17 protein-coding genes and 1 riboswitch are annotated in these 22,055 nt (G+C 38.2%); of the genes, 4 read left to right on the top strand and 13 right to left on the bottom strand.

Features of this window, described 5'->3' with window-relative positions:
* Positions 1 to 144: 144 nt before the first annotated feature.
* From PVA17_RS16245 to PVA17_RS16235, 3 genes are read right to left on the bottom strand one after another with little or no spacing between them, the layout of a single operon-like run.
* Positions 145 to 1,338 carry an acyl-CoA dehydrogenase family protein gene (locus tag PVA17_RS16245; protein WP_132364708.1) on the bottom strand — a complete coding sequence of 398 codons (1,194 nt, stop codon included), beginning with the start codon at positions 1,336 to 1,338 and terminating at the stop codon, positions 145 to 147.
* A gap of 10 nt (positions 1,339 to 1,348) precedes the next feature.
* Positions 1,349 to 2,521 carry a saccharopine dehydrogenase family protein gene (locus PVA17_RS16240; protein WP_274068282.1) on the bottom strand — a complete coding sequence of 391 codons (1,173 nt, stop codon included), beginning with the start codon at positions 2,519 to 2,521 and terminating at the stop codon, positions 1,349 to 1,351.
* Positions 2,522 to 2,547: 26 nt separating this feature from the next.
* On the bottom strand, positions 2,548 to 4,026 hold the full coding sequence (locus PVA17_RS16235) for an aldehyde dehydrogenase family protein (RefSeq protein WP_132364704.1): 1,479 nt from the start codon (positions 4,024 to 4,026) through the stop codon (positions 2,548 to 2,550).
* Between the two features lie 494 nt (positions 4,027 to 4,520).
* Here PVA17_RS16235 and PVA17_RS16230 point away from each other — a divergent pair, with 494 nt between their 5' ends.
* The gene (locus tag PVA17_RS16230; RefSeq protein WP_132364702.1) at positions 4,521 to 5,321 is read left to right on the top strand and encodes a TIGR00266 family protein; all 801 of its coding nucleotides are present in this window, start codon (positions 4,521 to 4,523) and stop codon (positions 5,319 to 5,321) included.
* A 274-nt stretch (positions 5,322 to 5,595) separates the two neighbouring features.
* On the opposite strand, the gene PVA17_RS16225 is transcribed toward PVA17_RS16230, so the two are convergent.
* The 4 genes from PVA17_RS16225 to PVA17_RS16210 form a co-directional block, all read right to left on the bottom strand.
* Positions 5,596 to 6,558, bottom strand: a complete 963-nt coding sequence (locus PVA17_RS16225; protein ID WP_132364700.1) for a 2-hydroxyacid dehydrogenase — start codon at positions 6,556 to 6,558, stop codon at positions 5,596 to 5,598.
* Positions 6,559 to 7,110: 552 nt separating this feature from the next.
* Positions 7,111 to 8,412 (bottom strand): globin-coupled sensor protein, encoded by a 1,302-nt coding sequence (locus tag PVA17_RS16220; protein WP_274068281.1) that lies wholly within the window; start codon positions 8,410 to 8,412, stop codon positions 7,111 to 7,113.
* A gap of 439 nt (positions 8,413 to 8,851) precedes the next feature.
* Entirely contained in the window at positions 8,852 to 9,685 is an 834-nt protein-coding gene (locus PVA17_RS16215) for an undecaprenyl-diphosphate phosphatase (protein WP_132364696.1), read from the bottom strand.
* A gap of 280 nt (positions 9,686 to 9,965) precedes the next feature.
* Positions 9,966 to 11,045 carry a metallophosphoesterase gene (locus PVA17_RS16210; protein WP_132364694.1) on the bottom strand — a complete coding sequence of 360 codons (1,080 nt, stop codon included), beginning with the start codon at positions 11,043 to 11,045 and terminating at the stop codon, positions 9,966 to 9,968.
* A gap of 328 nt (positions 11,046 to 11,373) precedes the next feature.
* Here PVA17_RS16210 and PVA17_RS16205 point away from each other — a divergent pair, with 328 nt between their 5' ends.
* Complete coding sequence (locus PVA17_RS16205; RefSeq protein ID WP_132364692.1) at positions 11,374 to 12,522, top strand: acyl-CoA dehydrogenase family protein; 1,149 nt, start codon at positions 11,374 to 11,376, stop codon at positions 12,520 to 12,522.
* A 210-nt stretch (positions 12,523 to 12,732) separates the two neighbouring features.
* On the opposite strand, the gene PVA17_RS16200 is transcribed toward PVA17_RS16205, so the two are convergent.
* From PVA17_RS16200 to PVA17_RS16190, 3 genes are read right to left on the bottom strand one after another with little or no spacing between them, the layout of a single operon-like run.
* Positions 12,733 to 14,916, bottom strand: a complete 2,184-nt coding sequence (locus PVA17_RS16200; protein ID WP_132363668.1) for a sensor histidine kinase — start codon at positions 14,914 to 14,916, stop codon at positions 12,733 to 12,735.
* A 15-nt stretch (positions 14,917 to 14,931) separates the two neighbouring features.
* Positions 14,932 to 15,087: a hypothetical protein gene (locus PVA17_RS16195; protein WP_274068280.1), complete on the bottom strand. Its 156-nt coding sequence runs from the start codon at positions 15,085 to 15,087 to the stop codon at positions 14,932 to 14,934.
* Positions 15,065 to 15,757 (bottom strand): response regulator transcription factor, encoded by a 693-nt coding sequence (locus PVA17_RS16190; protein WP_132363670.1) that lies wholly within the window; start codon positions 15,755 to 15,757, stop codon positions 15,065 to 15,067. Before PVA17_RS16190 ends, PVA17_RS16195 begins: the two co-directional genes overlap by 23 nt.
* Positions 15,758 to 16,431: 674 nt before the next feature.
* On the opposite strand from PVA17_RS16190, the gene PVA17_RS16185 reads away from it, so the two are divergent.
* Positions 16,432 to 16,662, top strand: coding sequence for a MerR family transcriptional regulator (locus PVA17_RS16185; protein ID WP_049667308.1), 231 nt, complete (start codon positions 16,432 to 16,434; stop codon positions 16,660 to 16,662).
* 51 nt (positions 16,663 to 16,713) lie between these two features.
* Here the strand turns inward: PVA17_RS16185 and PVA17_RS16180 are convergent, their stop codons facing one another.
* The 3 genes from PVA17_RS16180 to PVA17_RS16170 all read right to left on the bottom strand — a co-directional run bounded on the left by PVA17_RS16180 (position 16,714) and on the right by PVA17_RS16170 (position 20,626).
* Positions 16,714 to 17,700 (bottom strand): homoserine dehydrogenase, encoded by a 987-nt coding sequence (locus PVA17_RS16180; RefSeq protein WP_132363672.1) that lies wholly within the window; start codon positions 17,698 to 17,700, stop codon positions 16,714 to 16,716.
* Positions 17,701 to 18,585: 885 nt separating this feature from the next.
* Positions 18,586 to 18,972 carry a hypothetical protein gene (locus PVA17_RS16175; RefSeq protein ID WP_274068279.1) on the bottom strand — a complete coding sequence of 129 codons (387 nt, stop codon included), beginning with the start codon at positions 18,970 to 18,972 and terminating at the stop codon, positions 18,586 to 18,588.
* Positions 18,973 to 19,324: 352 nt separating this feature from the next.
* The gene (locus PVA17_RS16170) at positions 19,325 to 20,626 is read right to left on the bottom strand and encodes an O-acetylhomoserine aminocarboxypropyltransferase/cysteine synthase family protein (protein WP_274068278.1); all 1,302 of its coding nucleotides are present in this window, start codon (positions 20,624 to 20,626) and stop codon (positions 19,325 to 19,327) included.
* Between the two features lie 117 nt (positions 20,627 to 20,743).
* A riboswitch (SAM riboswitch) is annotated at positions 20,744 to 20,856 on the bottom strand.
* Positions 20,857 to 21,152: 296 nt separating this feature from the next.
* Here PVA17_RS16170 and PVA17_RS16165 point away from each other — a divergent pair.
* Positions 21,153 to 21,785, top strand: a complete 633-nt coding sequence (locus PVA17_RS16165; protein ID WP_274068277.1) for a glycerol-3-phosphate acyltransferase — start codon at positions 21,153 to 21,155, stop codon at positions 21,783 to 21,785.
* Positions 21,786 to 22,055: the final 270 nt, after the last annotated feature.

Raw genomic sequence — 22,055 nt, 5'->3', positions numbered from 1 at the left:
TTTCTCTCTACGGTCACTAAAGAAAAAGCCGATTATCCCCTTAACGTTTAGGAAATCGGCTTTTTCTTTAAAAAATTTCACTTAGAATATTCCAAGAAGTCTAATTAACTTTAGATCCATTCATAAAAAGTCATCATAAAACGACTATTCTTCAAATGGCCATTTTGGTAGCATTTTTGCCAATGATTTATCTTGACGTTTTCCTAATACATAGTCAGCCTGCATAATCGTATGAATCTCCCGCGTGCCTTCATAAATAACTGGTGCTTTCGAGTTACGTAAATAACGAGCGACTGGATATTCATCCGAATAACCATATGCTCCATGAATTTGGACAGCATCATCTGCAGCTTTATTCGCAAAATCACAAGCCTGCCATTTTGCTAATGATGTCTCCCGCGTATTACGTAAACCTTTGTTTTTCAACTCTCCAACACGATATACAAGTAAGCGGCTCATTTGATAGCCCGCTTCCATTTTAGCAATCATTTGCCCTACTAGTTGGTGCTCGCCAATAGGCTTACCAAATGTTTCGCGTTCATGACAGTATTTCACACTCGCCTCAAGACATGCTTGAATAAGACCGACAGCACCTGCAGCTACTGTAAAACGACCATTATCTAGCGCAGACATGGCAATTTTAAAGCCTTCTCCCTCTTCTCCAAGGCGATTCTTTACAGGTATACGTAGATTTTCGAAAAAGAGCTCGCCCGTATTACCAGCACGAATACCGTATTTACCTTTAATGGCCTTCGATGTAAAGCCCGTCATCGAACGCTCTACGATAAATGCGCTAATGCCATGATGCTTTTTCGATTTATCAGTGTAGGCAAAAACGATAAAATGGTCAGCTAGATCACATAAGGAAATCCATGTTTTCTGTCCATTTAACACGTAAAAATCTCCATCCCTTACTGCGGTGGTAGACATTGCAGCTACATCTGACCCTGCTCCAGGCTCTGTTAAACCAAATGCCCCAATCCGAACTCCCTTTGCCTGCGGAACAAGATATTGCTGTTTTTGAGCCTCTGTTCCCCATTGCATTAACGTCATGCTATTTAAACCTGTATGAACTGAAACAGCTGTACGAAACGCTGTATCGCCACGTTCAAGCTCTTCACAAACGATGGCGAGTGCATTGTAATCCATCCCACTACCACCGTATTGTTCTGGTACACAAACACCCATTAAACCTAGCTCAGCAAGTCTTGACCAAATTTTCGGATTGAAGCCACCCTCAGCATCCCACTTCGCAATATGTGGCATAATCTCAGCATCCACAAACTGCCGCACTGTTTTACGTAGCATTTCTTGCTCAGTGGTAAATTCAAAATTCATGACCAAGCACCTACCATTTCACAATCATTGCTGATATATGAGATGTCTCCTTAATGACAACACCACGTTTTGCCATCTCTTTAATATAAATGTCTCCCGGTACAATTGATTCAGGTGCAAATACACCGCGCTCAGTAATTTTATTTTCCCCAATCATTTGAGCAACGACAGAAATTGTATTTGCTGTTGCACGAGCCATGGCCGTTTCATTAATGGTCATATCTTTACACACAACCATTTCGAACTCATAAGTCACTTGTTGTTGCGCTTTTTCACCTGCTACAATTACGCGTAGTAGCACTGCATCAGGTTTTGTACCAAGCTCGAGTTTCTTTTTAAGTGCCTCACGAACAACTGGACGCACAGAAACTTCTTGATCTTCTACCTCTACCTTATTACTAGCATCGAGGAATCCTAAATCTGCTAATAACTTAAACTTCTCTGCATGTCCTTTATAACGGATTGTTTTATATTCTAGTGTTTGGACATTCGGGAATGTCTTATACAATGTCGATATACCGCCAGATGTATAAAAAGCCTCAAGCACACCAAAATCTTTGAAATAAATAGGTTCAACACCTGATAATGACGGAACTTCTTGAAGTTTACCTTTTTGAATCATTTTTGACGGCTCTGTATAATGATCAAAGACACCATCTAGGGAAAATACACGTGTATAGTGAAGAGGTGGCTTCGGCTCTGTTGGAATACCGCCTACAAATAGTTTAATAGATTCTACCTCATCTAATTTCGAAGCACCGTAACCCGCTAAAATGTTGACCATACCTGGAGCAACACCCAAGTCTGGAATAATGGTTACACCTTTTGCTTTTGCCTCATCGTCGAGATCTAATATTTTTTCTGTTACACCGCCAATATGACCACCTAAATCCACGGAATGGACACCAGCTGCGATCGCTGCTCTTGCAACACGCTCATTAAAGGAATAGAACAATGCATTAACAACTACATTGCCTTTTGAGATAACTTCCAATAACGAGTCATCGCGCTCAGCATGAAGCTCTACAACTTCAATCTTATCTGTATTTAAAGTGTCCACAAAGTTCTGCGCTATTTTCACGTCTATATCCCCTAAAAATACACGCTCCACTTTGCTATTTTTTATTAAATCACGAGCTACCTCTTTCCCCATTAAACCTGCACCTAATACAACAACTTTCATCAAGAACATCCCCTTTCATTGATCTGTTATTCTGTATCGATTTGTGCTCTTTGTAATTTACCGCTATAGTCTACATAAATACTTTTCCATTCTGTATAGACATCTAAAGCAGCTACACCCGAGTCACGGTGACCGTTCCCCGTACCTTTTGTGCCGCCGAATGGCAAATGGATTTCAGCACCTGTTGTGCCAGCATTCACATAAACAATACCTGTATCTAAATCTCGTTGCGCGCGGAAAATCGTATTCACATCTTGTGAGAAAATTGAACTGGATAAGCCAAATTTTACGCTATTGTTTACTTCGATTGCTTCATCCAAACTTGCTACTTCAATTAAAGAAACGACCGGACCAAAGATTTCTTCCTGTGCAATAATCATGTCAGGTTTCACGTTGGTAAATAGTGTAGGCTCATAATAAAACCCTTTATCGTAAGGAGGCTCAGATAAAATTCTACCTCCAGCTAACAACGTCGCCCCTTCTTTTTTGCCGATTTGCACATAGTGATTAATCTTTTCCAATGCGGCTTTGTTAATCACAGGTCCAATCTTCACACCTTCATCCAGGCCGTCCCCAATTGTTAGCTTTTTCATTTCGTCTAATAGACGTTTTTCTAGTTCCTCTCTTACATCTTTATGCACGATCACGCGACTACATGCCGTACATCTTTGACCGGCAGTGCCAAATGCACTCCATAAGATACCTTCAGTAGCTAGCTGTAAATCAGCATCATCCATAACTATGACTGCATTTTTTCCACCCATCTCTAATGAAATCTTCTTCAGGTGTTTACCACCTAACTCTGCTACTTTACTACCTGTTGTTGTAGAGCCGGTAAATGAAATGACCTTAACATCTGGATGTTCAATCAATGCTGTTCCAACTGTTGGCCCCGTACCAAAGACGATATTTGCCACTCCGCCTGGTAAGCCAACTTCTTCAAAAATTTTGCCCATCTCATACGCCATCATTGGCGTCTCATTTGACGGCTTCCAAATGAACGTATTGCCAGCAACTATTGCAGGGAATGACTTCCAAGTCGCAATCGCTACAGGGAAATTCCACGGAGTTATTAAACCTACAACGCCAATAGGTGCCCGTACACTCATGGCAAATTTATTAGCTAGCTCTGACGGTGTTGTCTCCCCAAATAACCGTCGCCCTTCACCAGCCATATAGTAAGCCATGTCTATTCCTTCCTGTACTTCACCCCTAGCTTCTTCAATAACCTTCCCCATTTCTTTTGTTAAAACGGTCGCCAAATGCTCCTTCTTCTCTTTCATTTTTTGACCGATGGCATATAAATAGTCAGCACGTTTAGGTGCAGGTACTAATGCCCAGCTTTTTTGCGCAATTTTTGCAACCGCTACCGCTTCATCTACCTCACTTGCAGTAGATAACGGTATTGTAGCTAGCTGCTCCCCATTAGCAGGGTTGGTCACTACTATACTTTGTAAATGTGAATTTGTTACCCATTCACCGCCGATATAGTTTTTAATTTCCACTACATACACCCCCTGAACTATCTATTGTGCCTCTGACTCAATGTTACCAATTGCATTGCTTTCAAACAGATACCATCTATCACTCTATAGTATATAAAATCAAGTGTGTCAAAATTCCGAATTTTTAATATATAGAGGTTTAAAGAGCGTGCTTTTACATCAATAACATCGGTGACAATCGTCAGAGGCTTTATTTTCGTTAGCTGAACCATTGATGTTAGTTACAGAGAAAGTCTTTTGTGAGCAATTATGCCTCGGCATAATTGCGTACGGAGGTTTTAACTTCTTTCAGCGGGATGTTTGCCATTCGCTGAAAGAAGTTAAAACAATCACAAATTCCAGCTAAACAAAAATAGAAAATACTCATTCTAGTGTTTTATATTCGACATTTACTAGCTTATTCCCTTTTTTTCTAAAATATTTAATTATACGATGAAACTAATACAACTTATAATCGTATATAATAACAAAATTATTTTTTGGAGGAATCCTTTATGAATAATCACGAAATTGACTACAAATTATATGGCGACGATATGCAATACGTGCAAGTTGAGCTTGACCCTCAAGAAACAGTGGTAGCTGAAGCTGGAGCTTTAATGATGATGGATGATTCCATCCATATGGAAACGATCTTTGGCGATGGTTCAACAGGAAGCCAAGAAAGTGGACTTATGGGTAAATTATTTGGAGCTGGAAAACGTCTAATTACAGGTGAAAGTTTATTCATGACGACATTTACGAACGTTGGTTCAGGTAAACGCCATGTGTATTTTGCTTCTCCATACCCTGGTAAGATTATTCCAATGGATTTAAGCCAATTGAACGGCAAGATTATTTGTCAAAAAGATGCCTTTTTAGCTGCTGCAAAAGGAGTTTCAATCGGCGTTGAATTCCAGAAAAAAATCGGTGTTGGCTTCTTTGGTGGTGAAGGCTTCATTATGCAAAAGCTTGAAGGTGACGGCATGGCTTTTGTACATGCAGGTGGCACTATTCACGAAAAGACTCTAGCACCTGGTGAAGTATTACGTGTTGATACAGGCTGTTTAGTTGCTATGACATCTGATGTAGATTACGATATCGAAATGGTCAAGGGCGTAAAAACTGCATTATTTGGTGGTGAAGGTATCTTCTTCGCTACTTTAAAGGGTCCAGGTAAAGTATGGATTCAATCATTACCATTTAGCCGTTTAGCAAGCCGTGTCTTCGCTGCAGCACCAATTTCTCAAGGCGGTGGCGGTCAATCTAGAGGTGAAGGCGGCATTGGCGGTTTATTTGATATGTTTAATAAATAGTGGACGCTATTTAATCGATTATGCCTCAGCATAATTATAGCTGTCGCTACAGCTAAACAATGCGTCCGGAATCGGCTTTTGTCCAACAACTGCTTTTTATGCCAAAGCGTAATGCTAACGTAGCAACAGGTATAGCTGAAATTAGTTAAAGGAGCACATCTAATCACGATGTGCTCCTTCTCTTATAATTACAGTTGATTTACACCATTTATTCACATTAAATCTGTACCGCTTTACTACGAAAGGACCCCTACTTCTGTTACCTTCAGTGTCATCAATCTATTCGATTCGTTACAGCCTTACCCTGCCCATATGCAGTAAGCTCTTTAACGTTCAGCATCAGCATAGCCGTTCTAGTTTGCAGCGAGGCACTCCCGATATGTGGAAGTGCAACAACATTAGGAAGCGTCAACAATGGATGGTCCAATGCAATTGGCTCTTGTTCAAAGACATCTAGCCCTGCAGCCCATAGCTTACCGTTTTTTAACGTATCATAAAGTGCGTTCTCATCGATAATGCCACCACGTGATGCGTTAATTAATACTGCGTCTTCCTTCATCAAAGCTAGTTCCTTTGCTCCTATAAGTCCTACTGTGTCATTATTAAAAGGTGTCATAATCACAACAAAATCCGATTGTTTTAAAAGATCCTCCAATGATACATATTGAAAGCCATACATTTCTTCTACCTCATGGCGACGTCTACGATTGTTGTATAAAATTTTCATATCAAAACCTTTTGCTCGTCTTGCAACAGCTTGGCCAATACGTCCCATACCAATAATTCCTATAGTGGATCCTGAAACATCTTTACCTACTAATTGCATCGGATACCAGCTTTTCCATTTACCCTCACGCAAATATCGTTCACTTTCTGGAATTCTTCGAGCAGTAGCAAGCAATAATCCCCATACTAAATCTGCAGTCGTATTTGTTAAAACTCCTGGAGTATTAGTTGCCATTATTCCGCGCTTACGCAAAGCTTTGACATCAATGTTATTGTATCCAACAGCTAAATTAGTCACGAGTTTTAGTTTGGGTGCGTGTAATAATAACTCTTCATCGACTTGGTCAGCAAGCGTTACCCACAATACTTCACAATCTGCAACAGCTGCCAATAGCTGTTCCCGTGGTATAACGATTTCCTCCTCCTCCCATTGTTCGATATCATAATACTCTTGCAACGGTTCAACTATATGCGCTGGGAACTTTCGTGTAATAAATAACTTCTTTTTCATATTCCGAACACCCCTCAATTCAATTCGCCTATAGCGTAACACTTAGAACGCTCATTTTCTAGGAATTTCTTATCTTTACGTGGCACTCTTCAAACTTCAGAAAGGCGATTTTGTCCTATTTATGAAAAATAATAATAAATTGGCATAACGTGTGATTGATTTCCGTTCCGACTGGGCGACAGAATAAAGTAAAAAGATTCACATAAATTTGTGTGTGAATCTTCTTTAGAAGGTGTATGTCGATAAAATTTAAAAGTTAGGTGATAAAACGCGAAAATTTACCGATAAATTTCAAAAGTTGGACGATAAAACATAAAAGTGTTTCGATAAATTTCAAAAATGAGATGACATTTTGTTAAAGCGTATGCCATGCAAATAAGTGGAGTGAAGCGGCTCATCGGACGCCTCCTGGAAGCTTTAGCGTAGTGCTAACGTAGCAGCAGCAACAAATGTTTTTTCTGTAGCGAAAGCAAAGCGCCTAGCCGGAACGGAAGAACACCCCCTTACTATGATAATAAATAAAAAACTATGCACGGGCTTTATGCATAGTCGTTAGAAATCTTTAATTGTTGTATCTAATCGATTGGCAACTTGTTTTAATTCCTCGGAAGATTCTCCAATCGTTTCTATAATTTCCGCCAGTTCCGATATTTTTAGTCCGACGTTTTGGAAGTTTGAGATAGAACCGTTTACTGAGCTAGATATTGCGTCGAATGCTTTTAAAGATTCCTCATTTTGCTCAATACTATTGTTCACCATCTCTTGAATCTCATGAATTGCTTGAACAACTTGTTGGGTAATCCCATTAGACATAGTTATGAGATCCGCAATTTGTTCAACCGACGTTTTGGTCTGATCTGCAAGCTTACGAACTTCGCTCGCTACGACAGCAAAGCCTTTTCCGTGCTCTCCTGCACGTGCAGCCTCAATAGCCGAATTTAACGCAAGTAAATTTGTTTGACCAGAAATATTTTTTACTATTTCAATAACAGCATTAATTTTGGAGGAAGAATCATCTAATTGCTCCACCATACCCGACATTTCAACTGTCTTATGATGAATTTTCCCTGTTTGCTCATTAATTAATATTATTTTAGAATAACCTTCAGACGATACCTCTTGCATTGTTTTTGCCTCATCGATACTTTCCTTCAAGTATTCATTCACTTCCTTGGTGTTATAAACGAGTTCTGTCACTGTTTCATTGGTACTATGAGATTGGGTCTCTAGCTGCGTAGATATCCCACCTATAATTTCCTTAACATGCTCTCGAACACTATGCTGTTGCTTCTCAATTAATATATTAGCATAATTATCATATTCCTCTAGGACAATTTGTTGTTCAAAATTACACATTTTACTAACTGCCTCACAAAACTTTTCTTCTTCATCCCTCGTTAATTGAAGCTTATAAACAATCTGTCTTAAAAATTTTTCAAGATTTTGAAAGGCTGCTAAATACCACTTAGGATACAAGTTAATCTTCACATGCATTTTTGCTACTTGCCTTCTCTTCTTCAAAAATGCATCGTCTATACGCCCTTCGAACATTTCTATAATATGATGGCTTAATGTTTGGCGTAACTTCTTACTAGAACTATACTTTTCAATCATCTCACGTAATGTTGGCACACTCTCAATCGCATGATAAAATGCTGCCACTACCTCTTCAACATTTCGTTCAATATACGGTTTTAAACTTCTAATTAACTGTAAATCCTCTCTAGTTAAATTTACTAGATTTAACTGTAGTAAACGTTCCTGATCTTGAATAATAACCCCTATACTTGATTCATCAGTCATCTCAATTGTATTCTTCTTAGACTTATTTCCAATTTGAAACAATTCTCCCACCCCGCTGTATGTCTATTCTACTAAATATAATCAGAAAACAAAAAACTCTCTGAATTCAATTATAAGTTCTTTACAACTGTAATGACAATATATAGGGAAAAAATATCTGTTTTCAATACGCGATAATCTATCATACTACTCTCGAACAATACTTATTAACCATGTATTTCTTCTTAATTTAATCATTTATGCCTCGGCCTAATTGCCGCTGTCGCTTCGCTTTCGCGCAGAAAACATTTGCCGCTTTCACGCAGTCCGGAATCTGCTTAGTACTTAGAGGGTCAACACAATGTCGGTCATTCGTTTATCCACAGAACGTGGCGTTCGTAGGCTTAGCTCCTCTTTTTGTGCCGAAAACGTAGCAACAGGTAAAATTTGTAACCCACTGAAAGAAATTAAAAAAAGCCACTCATTCTTAATAGAAGAGTGACTTTATTATTTACATAAAGATAATAACAGCTAGTACAGCAGCTAGTACTATACGATAAATAGCAAATGGCATTAATTTCACTTTTGAAATAAGTGCTAAGAAGAATTTAATTGATAGTAATGCGAAGATAAATGAGCTAATGAAGCCTACTACATAGAATCCAAAATAATCCATAGATAGCGTATCCCAGTTTTTCAGTACAGATACTAAACTAGCACCCGCCATAATTGGTACTGCCATAATAAAAGTAAAATCTGCCGCCACACGGTGACTCATGCCAAATAGTACACCACCAGATATTGTTGCCCCTGAACGGGAGAATCCTGGCCAAAGTGATAAACATTGTACTAACCCTACTTTAAAAGCTAAACCATAAGAAATTTTATCTAAAGAATCGACTCTTGGTCTTTTCGGAGCTAATTTATCGGCAGCAATCATTAAAAGTGCTCCAGCTACTAAAGCATAAATAACATGCTCTACTTTAAATAAATGATCATCGATAAAATCTTTGAACGCAAAACCTAATATAACTGCTGGCAACATACCTACAATCACATGTAGTAAGTTGAAGTGACCTTTCACAGATTTCGATTGGCCATCAATTTTATAAAGTCCCACTAAATTTAACATTCGCTTCCACATAACAACGACTACGGCTAAAATGGAGCCGAGCTGTACAACAATTTTAAACGTATTAGCGGGATACATCCCTAAAAACTCCTCTGTCTTTAGCCACATATCGTCAACAATAATCATATGACCTGTCGACGACACTGGCGCAAACTCTGTCATTCCCTCGACAAAGCCCAAAATAAGCGCCTTTAATAATTCAATGATATCCACGTTTTCACCTTACCTTTTATAAATTAAATACCAACATATTATAAAATACACTTTTTCATATACTATGACTATAACATTCAGTTATGAGTAGACTGCCTTATCACCATAACATGGGGTTGATTTCCGTTCCGGCCGGGCGCTTTCTCACAGAAAACCATCTGTGAAGCTAGTCCCCAAGGAGTCCCTAGCCTCCAATCTACTTATTCACATGTCATTTATTTCAAAACGTCTTCAGATGACGGACCAAAATCACCATAATACAGAGATTGCAATTTACCAACTAACGGAAATTTATATCTACAACCCATAACTCGGAACGGCTGCCTATTCGCATTGGCGGACCCCAAAAGCCAAAGCCTGATGAAACAAGTGTATGCATTTTTTCTTTTATCTTATAACCATAATCAAGTTCAAATACACGAGCCGTTATATACTGATTAGGCCATAGTTGACCTTTATGTGTATGCCCTGACATATGGAAGTCTACGCCCATTTTTGCAGGTGTAATTAAATCATTTGGGGTATGATTCATAACAAACCAAGGCAAATCATCTGCTGTCTTCAATGCATCTAGTTGCTTTCTATCCTTATTTGTAATATCCTCTTGCCCCGTTAATACTATCACATTATCGATTCTAATAGTTTCATCACACAAAACTTTTACATTAGCATTTTCCATCTCTTTAATAAATTCAGGGATTTTCTTGCCATAGTATTCGTGATTGCCTAGTACACCGTACACTCCATATGTCGATGTTAATTGCTTCATCACATCTGCCATTCCATCTTTAGCAAACCATTTAGGATCGTCATCCACAATATCCCCAGCTAAAAAGACGATGTCCGGTTGTGCTTCATTCGATAAAGTAACAAAGCGTTGTAAATGTCTTTTATTTGAGAGAACCCCTAAATGAAAATCTGAAGCAACTACAACTCTCATCGAATCTAGCTCACTACTCTTTTTATCCATCGTTATTTCTAAATGACGGACAACAGGTGAATATGCTAAATAAGTGCCTACAATACTTAGTACAAAAAATATAGCAATAGCTATACTTCCAATGATCTGTACACTTTTAAAGGGGCTTAACCAAATAATCAAGTGTGCTAACAAGCAAAGCATTAATCCGTATTCAAAAATAAACATCCAGTAATTATGGATTATTGAAAAGACTCGTAAGGACTCATGCAATCTACTAATAACAATACTAAACGCAATGATATACAGTACTACCCAATATAAAATTGGGAAGCGGAACCATCCCATTGCCACAAGCCACTGTCTCAATCCCCATCCTAAGTAAAAAGTTAACGCACTATATATACTTATTAATAGAATTCCACCGATTACTTTAGGCATTTCAGTTCCCTACTTTCATATAGTCTTAGTTGATTATAGCATTATACTTAATTTTTAAATTTGCATTAAGTATTTCTTATTGAAAGTATGTAAGGGCAACCAATGTGCTCATTATATTGTACATTTTTCTTGTCATTTAATCGTATGATTTACATGACAATTTAATTAGAAAGGTGACAATATCGTAATCTAGGCTCTCTTCTGGTTTACAATGAGACCTAAGAAAGCACCTATGAATAATACACTTTAATTTTTCTGAATTTTTAAGTAACATTGTAATTGCAAGAAAAAATTTACGCATATACGGGAGAAAAAAGGGGTGTTGTTCATGGCAAAATATAAATTTGAATCAACAGAGCATGAGTTATTTCGTAAAACCTTACGTAAGTTTTTAGCAGAAGAAGCTGAACCATATTATTCACAATGGGAGAAAGATCATCTTATTCCACTTGAGTTTTGGCGTAAGCTTGGAGAAATGGGTTATCTATGCCCTCAAGTAGAAGAACAATACGGCGGTCTCGGACTAGATTTTAGTTTTGGCGTTATTATTCAAGAAGAGCTTGAGCGTGTAGGTTCGAGCCTTATTGGCGTTGGTCTGCATAACGATATTGTCGTTCCTTATATTGAAGCATACGGCTCAAATGAGCAAAAATCACGCTGGCTTCCAAAATGCGTTACAGGCGAAAATATTACTGCCATTGCTATGACAGAGCCAGGTACAGGTTCGGATTTGGCAAACATTCAAACAACTGCTATTCGTGATGGCGATCACTATATCGTCAACGGGCAAAAAACATTTATTACAAATGGTATTCATACAAATTTAGTAGTCGTTGCTGTAAAAACAAATCCTCAGGCCGAAAAAAAACATCGCGGTATTAGCCTCCTTGTCATCGAGGACGGGACGCCGGGCTTCACGAAAGGTCGCAAACTCGAAAAAGTTGGCATGCATGCGCAGGACACAGCAGAGCTCTTTTTTGAGGATTGTCGCGTACCTGTTGAAAATCTCCTTGGCGAAGAAGGTAAAGGCTTTATCTATATGATGGAAAAGCTACAACAAGAGCGTCTAGCAGTAGCCATCGCTGCGCAAACGGCTGCTGAGGACATGCTAGCCTTAACAATTGATTATGTAAAATCACGCAAAGCTTTCGGGAAACCAATTAGTGACTTCCAAAATACACAATTTAAAATAGCTGAAATGGCAACAAAAATTGAACTAGGCAAATCATTTTTAGAATCTTTAATAGAGGAACATATCGCAGGAAATGATGTTGTGACAAAAGTTTCGATGGCAAAATACTGGATAACGGAAAATGCTCGCGAGCTTGCTATCCAGTGCATGCAGTTACATGGTGGCTACGGTTATATGGAAGAATACAAGATTGCTAGAAGATATCGAGATATTCCTGTCATGTCCATTTATGCAGGTACTAACGAAGTCATGAAAGTGATTATTGCCAAGAATTTAGGACTATAAGTATCCTTCGGCGAAACGAGGCGTTGAAGTGACGGATGATAGTGCCTTAACAACGGATGTTATAGCCTATGCGACGGATGATCGTGCCGTATCGACGGATGTTATAGCCTAACCGACGGATTGAACCGACAATCGCGGATTGAACGTCATATCCACGGATAACCGCGCCATAACAAAAAACAGCGGCAAAATGTTTGCCGCTGTTTTTGTCTATGCTGTTGGGATTCGAACAATTACTTTAAATAAATCTCCATCTACCTCTATACTCATACGAGCACCATGCAAATCTACAATGGATTGTGCTATGGCTAAGCCTAGCCCTGAGCCCTCTGTATGGCGTGATGCATCGGCTCTCTTAAAGCGTTCAAATAACTCATCAGCATTCTCGCTAATTTCATATTTTGCAACATTCTTCACCGTGAATTCAGCATCACCTTCTGCCGTCCGTTTCAATGTTACATAAACACGTGTGCCTTCTAATGCATATTTCAACACATTAACGATTAAATTATCGATTAATCTCCACCATTTTTGTCCATCCACATATGCGTAGATTGGCTCATGTGGTTTTGTCATGCGTAAATCTAAATGCGCCTGTGCTAAATCTTCCTCATGCTCCCCTACCGCCTGCTGTATAAGCTGGGTTAAATCAACTCGAGTGCGATGAAGCTCCATATTCCCACTCGCCATTTTAGATACTTCAAAAAGATCCTCAATCAGTAATTTTAGACGTTCTGATTTTTTATCAAGGATATGAATGTATTGCTTACGCTCTTCCTCTGTAACATCAGGATTTTTCAATAAATCTGTATACGTAATAATAGATGTTAACGGCGTGCGTAAGTCGTGACTAACATTCGTAATAAGCTCTGTTTTTAAACGCTCACTTTTTGCCTGTTCATGCATAGACGTGCGTACGCCTTCCCTTAAATGATTAAGATTTTCTGCATGCCCAGCGAGTGGTGATTTGCCCATTACCTTGACATCGCGATTTAAACGTCCTTCTGCCATATCCTTCGTGTCCTTCATAATTCGGTTTAAATAGCCCATTCTAGAAAGGAAGAGAATCATGGCTGGTATACCGATCATTGCGCAAATAACCAACATTAAAAAGGGGAATCCGCCACCTGCTGCCATTGTAGCAACAAGGCTGCCACCACCGAAAAACGCTGCCCCAATCATAACAACGGAATGTAATGCTATGGAACGATTTATAAATAAATCTGTGATTGATCCGCCAAGTGACCATAAATAACTAGCTTTTAAGTCTTCTTTTAATTTCTGTGTTGTATTCACTCGATCATACAACCAAATAAGCTGTACAAAGAACAGCATTGCAATAATGATTAAGGCACCTATTTTAAACAACAAACTAATTAAGTAATGTACATAGTTAGATTGATACGGAACAAACTCAATCGACTCAAAAGCAATTTCAGATGCTATAATATATATGAATGCGCTTATTAATAAGAATCCAATTGGGTAATCAATTTTCATCTTTGCAAGAGCTTCTTTTTCTTTTAAACCTTGTACCATCTGCAGTACTTCTTTACGCCCTTTCCATGCAAAAATAGCTGCCACAATACTCGTTAGCCATATAAAGTAGAACATGTATTGATTGCGTGTAAAATGGTCATATCCTCCCAAGATATCGGCTTCTTGGGCTGATTTTTTTGAAATGGTTATGATACCAGTGTAATCAGAACTTTCCTTCAAATCCTCTATATCCACGTAACTATCAGCCCGGTATAAATTATCACTTATATTCCAAGCAGTTAATGGGTGTTGCCCGTTATACTTAATTTTAAACGCACTACTATCCGAAACATCACCGGAACGATATGTTTTGCCTGTTTCAATGTTCGTTAATTCATAAGACCAATAATTATAATTTTTCGCAAAACTCTTTGCTTCTTCATTTGCTGCCTTTATATATTGATCAACAAGCTCTTCCTTTTGAGCTAGAATTTTTTTACGGACATGCTCATCATCCTCGAAATTACCCGTAATATCTTTAATTATTGCATCCCGCTCTTTCTCAAGCTTGGCTTTTAATTCTGTTGCATTTACATTAGCAGCTTCTTGAATACGTCCTTCATATTGAGTTTTAATACTATCTATCTGTTCTCCTAATGTTCCATAGCGATTACGATGTTCCTCTATTTCACTTTGTGTAACCACAATTTTACTTTTCAAATCCTCAGCTATTGGCATGTTCAACACTAATGGTCCTAATTCTGACTGAAAATTATCAAGTTCATGCTGGAAATTTTCAGATTGAAAATACGACTTTCCAATATATTGGTACCCGATCTTCGAGAACGTAAATATACCGAAAATTGCCCATATTAAACATAAAAGAACGAGAAGAGGTTTCCAATTTTTTAACATACTTTTAACTCCTCTCTAAAAAATTCTCTCAAGTAATTGTAACATCCCCGAAGAGCGTGAAGTTACTATTTGGTAGGCATACACACCGAAATAAATTAGTCCAATAACCCCTGCTACAAACCCTGCAATTGTAACATACTGCTCTATTTTATTTTTCCATTTTATAGCCAACGCCCCACACCACCTTTAAATAGCGTGGATTTTTCGGATCTGCTTCGATTTTTTCACGTATTTTTCGAATGTGTACAGCCACAATATTTTCTGCATTGTAAGCTTCCTCATTCCACACACGCTCATAAATCTCTCTTATCGAAAATACCCGCCCTACATTTTTCATTAATAATTCCGTAATCTTATATTCGATTGGTGTTAATCGAACAGGCTCACCTTCTAAAATGACTTCCTTTGCATCTTCATCTAATACAAGTCCGTCGATTTCCACCTTTGCTGCTCCCTCATTGTACGTCCCAAGTTGTACATAACGTCGCAGCTGAGATTTCACTCGAGCCAACAACTCTAGCGGATGAAAAGGCTTTGTGACGTAATCATCAGCGCCTACAGACAAGCCATGAATTTTGTCGCCATCCTCCGCCTTTGCACTAAGCATAATAATTGGAATATTGCGCTCTTCTCTAATTTTAAACGTCGCTGTAATTCCATCCATATTTGGCATCATAATATCTAAAATAATTAAATGTACTTCATTGTTTTCTAATTTTTCGAGTGCCTCTAAGCCGTCAGCAGCTTTAATGACATTGTAGCCTTCATTCTTTAAATAAATTTCAATACCATCACGAATATCTTGATCATCGTCTGTTACAAGAACTGTTAATTTCGTCATGATATACACCTCGCTCTCAATTAATAGTGTACCTTTTAAATCTTAAAAACCAGTTAGTATAAAAATGAAGAATTTCTTAAGGTTTTAACTTTGGCGGGTGTCACGGAATCGAAAAGGAATTCGCAAAAGGATGTTCGGCGTTATCACAGGACGTGATCGTTTTAGCCTTCGTTTCGTTCCCCATCGCTAATCCTCAAGAAGTCGGCTAGTCGCCACTCCAATACAGGGCATATATTTCTTTATATATGTCAAAGAAAAGACCTGCAGAAAAGGCTAGTCTAATTTCCTCAGATAGCCCCTGCCCCATTGTTTACATAGTTGATCCACAATATTTCCAAAGTTCCCTTTCTAAAGCATCACAAAAGACAGGAGAGAGCTACTAAACGTAACAATGATTCCAATAGCTACACCTGTAAGACGAATCGATGAGAAAAAAAGACCTTGAATAAATGTCCATTTCCTTGCACATTTCAGACAGCTTATTTTACATTGCAAAATGGTAATAACTAATCATCATTATTGCCCCCGTAACCGTCACAACTCATTAACATTAATAATACAGATTTATCCAAAATCAAACAATTACCATTTTCCTTTTTCTTTCATTTATTAACCTATAGTAGGCTTTCTTTTAAAGGGAGGTTATAATAAAAACAATAAAAGGAGCGAAATTTATGTATAAAACAATTGAAGAAACAGCCATCGAACTTGGTATGCCAGAGGATCAAGTTCTTCGCCTAGTTTACGAGGGCCGTATTCGTTCAGTATACGACGGTGACCAAATACTAATTAATAGCGGGCAATTTAGCACTTATTTTGAGCAGTTAGATCGCATTAAAGAGGAAATAGAAATTTGGCGGAATACACCTATTCCAGAGGATATCGATGTTAAAGATGAGGATTAAAAAATGCCTATCATTCAAACAAGTAGAACATTGTTGAATGATAGGCATCTATTATATTGTTACGACAAATCCAGCTCGCTTACCAATAATTTCCGCATAATCCTCAACCATTACACTAGCTGTTGGATACATGCCTGCCCCAGGTCCAACTAGCGTCAATGTGCCAATATAATTAGTATCTAATGCCACAGCATTATTGACATCATCAACTGGATAAAGTGGATGTTCTTTATCAACTAATTGCGGGCCAACCTTTGCGACTACTTTACCATCTGCTAGTTTCTCAACCTCAGCAACGTGGCGGTAACGCAAGCCTTTTTCACATGCTTCTTTTACTTGCTCTGCCGAAATACTATCAATACCTACTACTTCGACGTCAGCCCAGTCTGGTTGTTCTCCAAATGCCAAAGCACTTAAAATCATTAATTTTTTAAAGGCATCCTGTCCTGAAATATCATTATATGGATCTGCCTCAGCATAGCCTAAATTTTGCGCTTCTTTTAGTGCGGTTTCGAACGACCAGCCTTGTGAACGCATTTTCGTTAAAATATAGTTGGATGTCCCATTTAAAACACCCTGAATACGACTAACATCATTGACAAGCAAAATGTTTTTCATCGTTTTAATAACTGGTACACCGCCAGCAGTCGTTGCCTCAAAGCCTACAAAAACACCGTTTGCTTTTGCAAGATCCTGTAGCTCCAAGCCTCGTTTTGCAAACATTACTTTATTAGCGGTGATGACATGACATTTATGTTCAACAGCGCGCTTTAAATAAGTAAATGCTGGCTCCTCATTGACAATCGCCTCAAAAACAACCTGCATACCTGGTTCTGCTAATACTTCATCCATACTAGTTGTCATTAAATGCGCTGTGCCTGGTACACGTTCACGGCTAGTATCAGTAACTAAAATTTTTGCTACTTCTAGCTCAATTCCTAATTTATTTTTAAGCTCTTCACGCTTGTCGTTTAATATATGGTAAATTCCTTGACCTACCGTTCCAAATCCTAATATAGCTGCCTTTATAGTTGCCATTGTTGTATTCCCTCCAACTTACATTCCGCAGTTTCATTAAATTTATTTCGTCTCAGCTTAATTCGTACATATTTTGAATTGTGCGCCGACTTTATAAAGCAGGTCAATTTGCCGTGTTTCTAACACTTCGTTTTCAAACAGATATTTAGGTTAAGTCATCTAACCTTAGCAACTCAAAACGAAAATAAAAAACCTTTGAAACACACACAAATTCAAATAATTCAAAATTCAACTTAAAGAAAATTGTAACGTAAATACTTACATTGCACAAGAAAAATCTTTCTAGGATGGACATTTGTTTCCTCTAGACGTGCAAAAGAAATCGTTTTCATCCCTTTTATTATATGATTTTTCACTCGAATCTATAATGATGGAACAATTATGACTTTTCTTTATCAATTATGCCTCGGCATAATTGCGTCCGGAATCGGCTTTGTGCTTGCATAAAGAACACCTTCCCGAATCCGTGACATCCGCCGGAGCCTTTACGCCAATATGATGTTGGTCACTCAGTCGTTGTTGTTGCTGTCGCTTCGCTTTCGCACAATCAAAACCATTTTGTTGTTGCCTCGCTTTCTAGACTGAGTTCCTTTATTTCAATGGATGTTTGCAAACCTACTGAAAAGAAACTTACCTACGCATTAATCTCACCAACTATAAATGTGAGAGACTTTTGTAACAGCGCTTCCGTTACAAATATATTTGTGGAAAGAAGTTAAAAAAACAAATGCCTTTCTTCTATTATATATATGTATGTAAAGACATTCATAAAAATTGTTCTTTTGAATATATTAATAAAAATTTTTTCTGTATATTTTCATAAGTCTAATTTAAAAAGCTCATTCCCTGTAGCAGCAGAGAATGAGCTAAAAATATGAGGGATAATTAACTAGCGTTGGCTAGCAATTTATAACGATATTGTGTTAAAGCTTGTTGAACTAATCCTATTTCCTCCCGCGTAAAATTTGGTATTGCATACGTACGTTCAACTAATTGGAATGTACCGTATTTTAAATAATACTCTGTCGCAGGAAGAGGAATATGATTTGCTCCATAGCTTTCATAAGCTTCGAAAACTTCTTTTACTGTATAGCCTTCCTCTTTGACATAAACCATTTCTTTAAAAGCAGAATGTCCAAAGTTCTCTTGCCATTTACGTTCAACTGACGCAAGTATGTTTTGAATGGACATGTTGTTCACAAACACATGACCTTCATTTAATTCATAAATAAGATAAGATGCAATGTTTTGCGCACTATACACATTTCCCATTTAAAACACTCCTTTATCATCAGTTTTGTAGCAAGAGTAGCTACTGGCTGAGTAACTACTCCTCTTCATCTATTCAAAAGTGGGGGAGCACTTATGAAACTAATTTAGTTTAAGCATTAATTGAAAACATTGGTTCTAGGTTGGTAGCCCTTCGAACACTTTTCTTATTTCCTAGTATAAAACAAGGAATTTAAAAAATCAATAATACTTATAAAATTACTAGGTATTAATTTTCAACTTCTTCACCATATGAGGCAAGCGGATAATGTAGCAACGTTTGACGCATTACCAAATGAGGCCTATCGAATGAGAAAATACGTCAACACTACAACATTTGCCAAAGTCCTTTTTATTAAGCTTCTACTTTTTGTTGTGAGGCTGTTACTTGTTCAATAGCTTGTTTTAAATCTTCAATGATGTCCTCTACTGCCTCTAAACCGATAGATAAGCGAATGAGCGACTCGGTTACGCCAGTTTGGATTAGCTCTTCAGCAGATAGTTGCTGGTGTGTAGTAGATGCTGGATGAATAATTAATGATTTTGCATCCCCTACATTTGCTACGTGCGAGAATAATTTCACACTATCTATTAATTTACGCCCTGCTTCACGTCCACCTTTAATACCAAATGTAAGCACTGAACCGGAGCCATTTTTTAAATATTTTTTAGCTAATTTATGGGTAGGGAAATCTTCTAAGCCGTTGTAATTTACATATTCCACAGATGGGTGGTTTCGTAAATATTCAGCTACCGCTAATGCATTTTCATTATGTTTAGGGATACGCAAATGAAGCGTTTCTAAACCTTGTAATAAATTAAATGCTGCATCTGCACTTAATGTTGGACCAAAGTCGCGTAGTAATTGCACACGCAATTTTGTGGCGAATGCTGCCTCTGCTGTGTCAATACCATAACGTAAACCGTGATAAGAAGCATCTGGTTCAGTAAAACCTGGGAAACGGCCACGAGTCCAATCGAACTTCCCTGAATCTACTACTACGCCACCTAAAGTTGTTCCGTGGCCACCAATCCATTTTGTTGCGGAATGAACAACAATATCCGCACCGTAGTCAATTGGTGTAGAGCCATATGGTGAAGCAAATGTGCTATCAATAATTAATGGCAAGCCGTTTTCATGTGCTATATTTGCTACTGCTTCAATATCTAGTACCTTTAAACTTGGGTTACCGTAAATTTCAGCGAACACGGCCTTTGTTTTATCAGTAATAGCTGCTCGGAAATTTTCTGGATTTGTTTCGTCTACAAAAATCGTTTTAATACCGTAGTTTGGTAGTGTATTGGCGAATAAATTATAAGTACCTCCGTATAAAGAGCTACCTGCAACGATTTCATCGCCTGCCCCTGCAAGATTTAAAATGGAAAATGCGATAGCTGCTGCACCAGATGAAAGTGCTACTGCTGCTGTACCGCCTTCTAATAAAGCGACGCGTTTTTCAAAAACATCTACAGTTGGGTTTGTAATTCGTGTGTAAATATTGCCGGCTTCCTCTAAGGCAAAAAGACGTTGCGCATGAGCAGTGTCTTTAAAAACGAAAGCCGTTGAGCGATATACCGGTACTGTTCGTGATCCTGTTACCGGATCTGGCTCTTGGCCACCGTGTAACAGCAATGTTTCTGGTTTAAATTTTGTCATTGTATACCTCCAAATGGTTATTTTTTTACGATGGTACCGGAGATGAGGAGGATTTTTTTAGTAGAAAACAAAAACCCTCTTCAGCTAAGAAGAGGGTTGCGGCTGCAAGTTTTCCTCCCCTTATCTGCCAGATCCAATAAGAATCTGTAGGAATTAGCACCTTAGCAAGTTCATCACTTACTGGTTGCCGGGCATCATAGGGCCTATCCCTCCGCCGCTCTTGATAAGAGTATGAGATTCAATTTCCATCGTTGTTACACAGTATAAACATAGACTTTTTCACTGTCAATACTAAAATTTTATTTTTTCTGAAACTTCCGTCTGCTTTTTTACGTAATACGAACGCATACACTATTTTGATATTTATAGTTTTTATCACCAAGATGTGGGGTTGATTACAGTTCGACTATGCGCTCTCCTAGGGGCGCCCAGTCTCCACTCCAATCAACTTAAGGGCATAAGTTATAACAAACGTCATTCCTAACTTTTAGTGAAGAGCCTATTTTATTTTGAAAGGAGAATTTTTATGATAAAAGCCGTTATTATTTTTCTTCTCATTGGTTATTTGATTGGCTGTATTCACGGCTCTAAAGTTGCTCAGTTCTTATCTGGGGTAGATTTAAAAAAGACTGGTCATGGCAATGCGGGTGCCTCTAACGCAACACTTTCCCTAGGCTGGAAATACGGCATATTAGTTGCACTGATCGATATCGGCAAAGGCGTTGCAGCTATAAACTGTGCACATGCCTATTTAGCAGACATAACACAATTAACAGAAGTACAAGTTTGGCTCTTTACGTATATTGTAGCTGCCGGTGTCATTCTAGGTCATAATTTTCCATTTTATATGGGCTTCAATGGTGGTAAAGGAACTGCTTCAATCATAGGGATATTACTTGCGATTGATTGGACAATTGGCTTATTTGCACTCATTTTATTTGTTATGTTATCTTTCGTAACGAACTATTTAATTGTCGGTGTACTTGAGTTTTATCTCGTTTTCTGTATAGCCACATATTTATGGATTCCTGGAACAGTCCCAACGATTATAGCCCTATTACTTTTTGGTATAGCCATCATTTTGCATATCGAAAATATTAAGCGCTTGCTGCTAGGAACTGAGCCTAAAGTGACTTCAGCATTCAAAAAGAAAAAATAAGGATCATCACCAAAACGTGTGGTTGATTTCCGTTCCGACTGGGCGCTTTGTTGCTGACGCTTCGCTTTCGCACAGTCAAATCATTTGTAGCTGACGCTTCGCTTTCGCTACAGAAAACATTTGTTGCTGACGCTTCGCTTTCGCTACAGAAAACATTTGTTGCTGTCGCTTCGCTTTCGCACAGTCAAAACATTTGCTGCCGCTACGTTAACACTACGCTTTCGCACAGAAAACATCCGCTTCGCTGCAGGGTCTCGGGCCAACAGATGT

The sequence above is a fragment of the Lysinibacillus sp. CNPSo 3705 genome (genome assembly GCF_028674935.1).
Classification (GTDB): Bacteria; Bacillota; Bacilli; order Bacillales_A; family Planococcaceae; genus Lysinibacillus.
The sequence above is the reverse complement of the archived record's forward strand: the minus strand, read 5'-3'. Positions and strand labels throughout refer to the sequence as shown.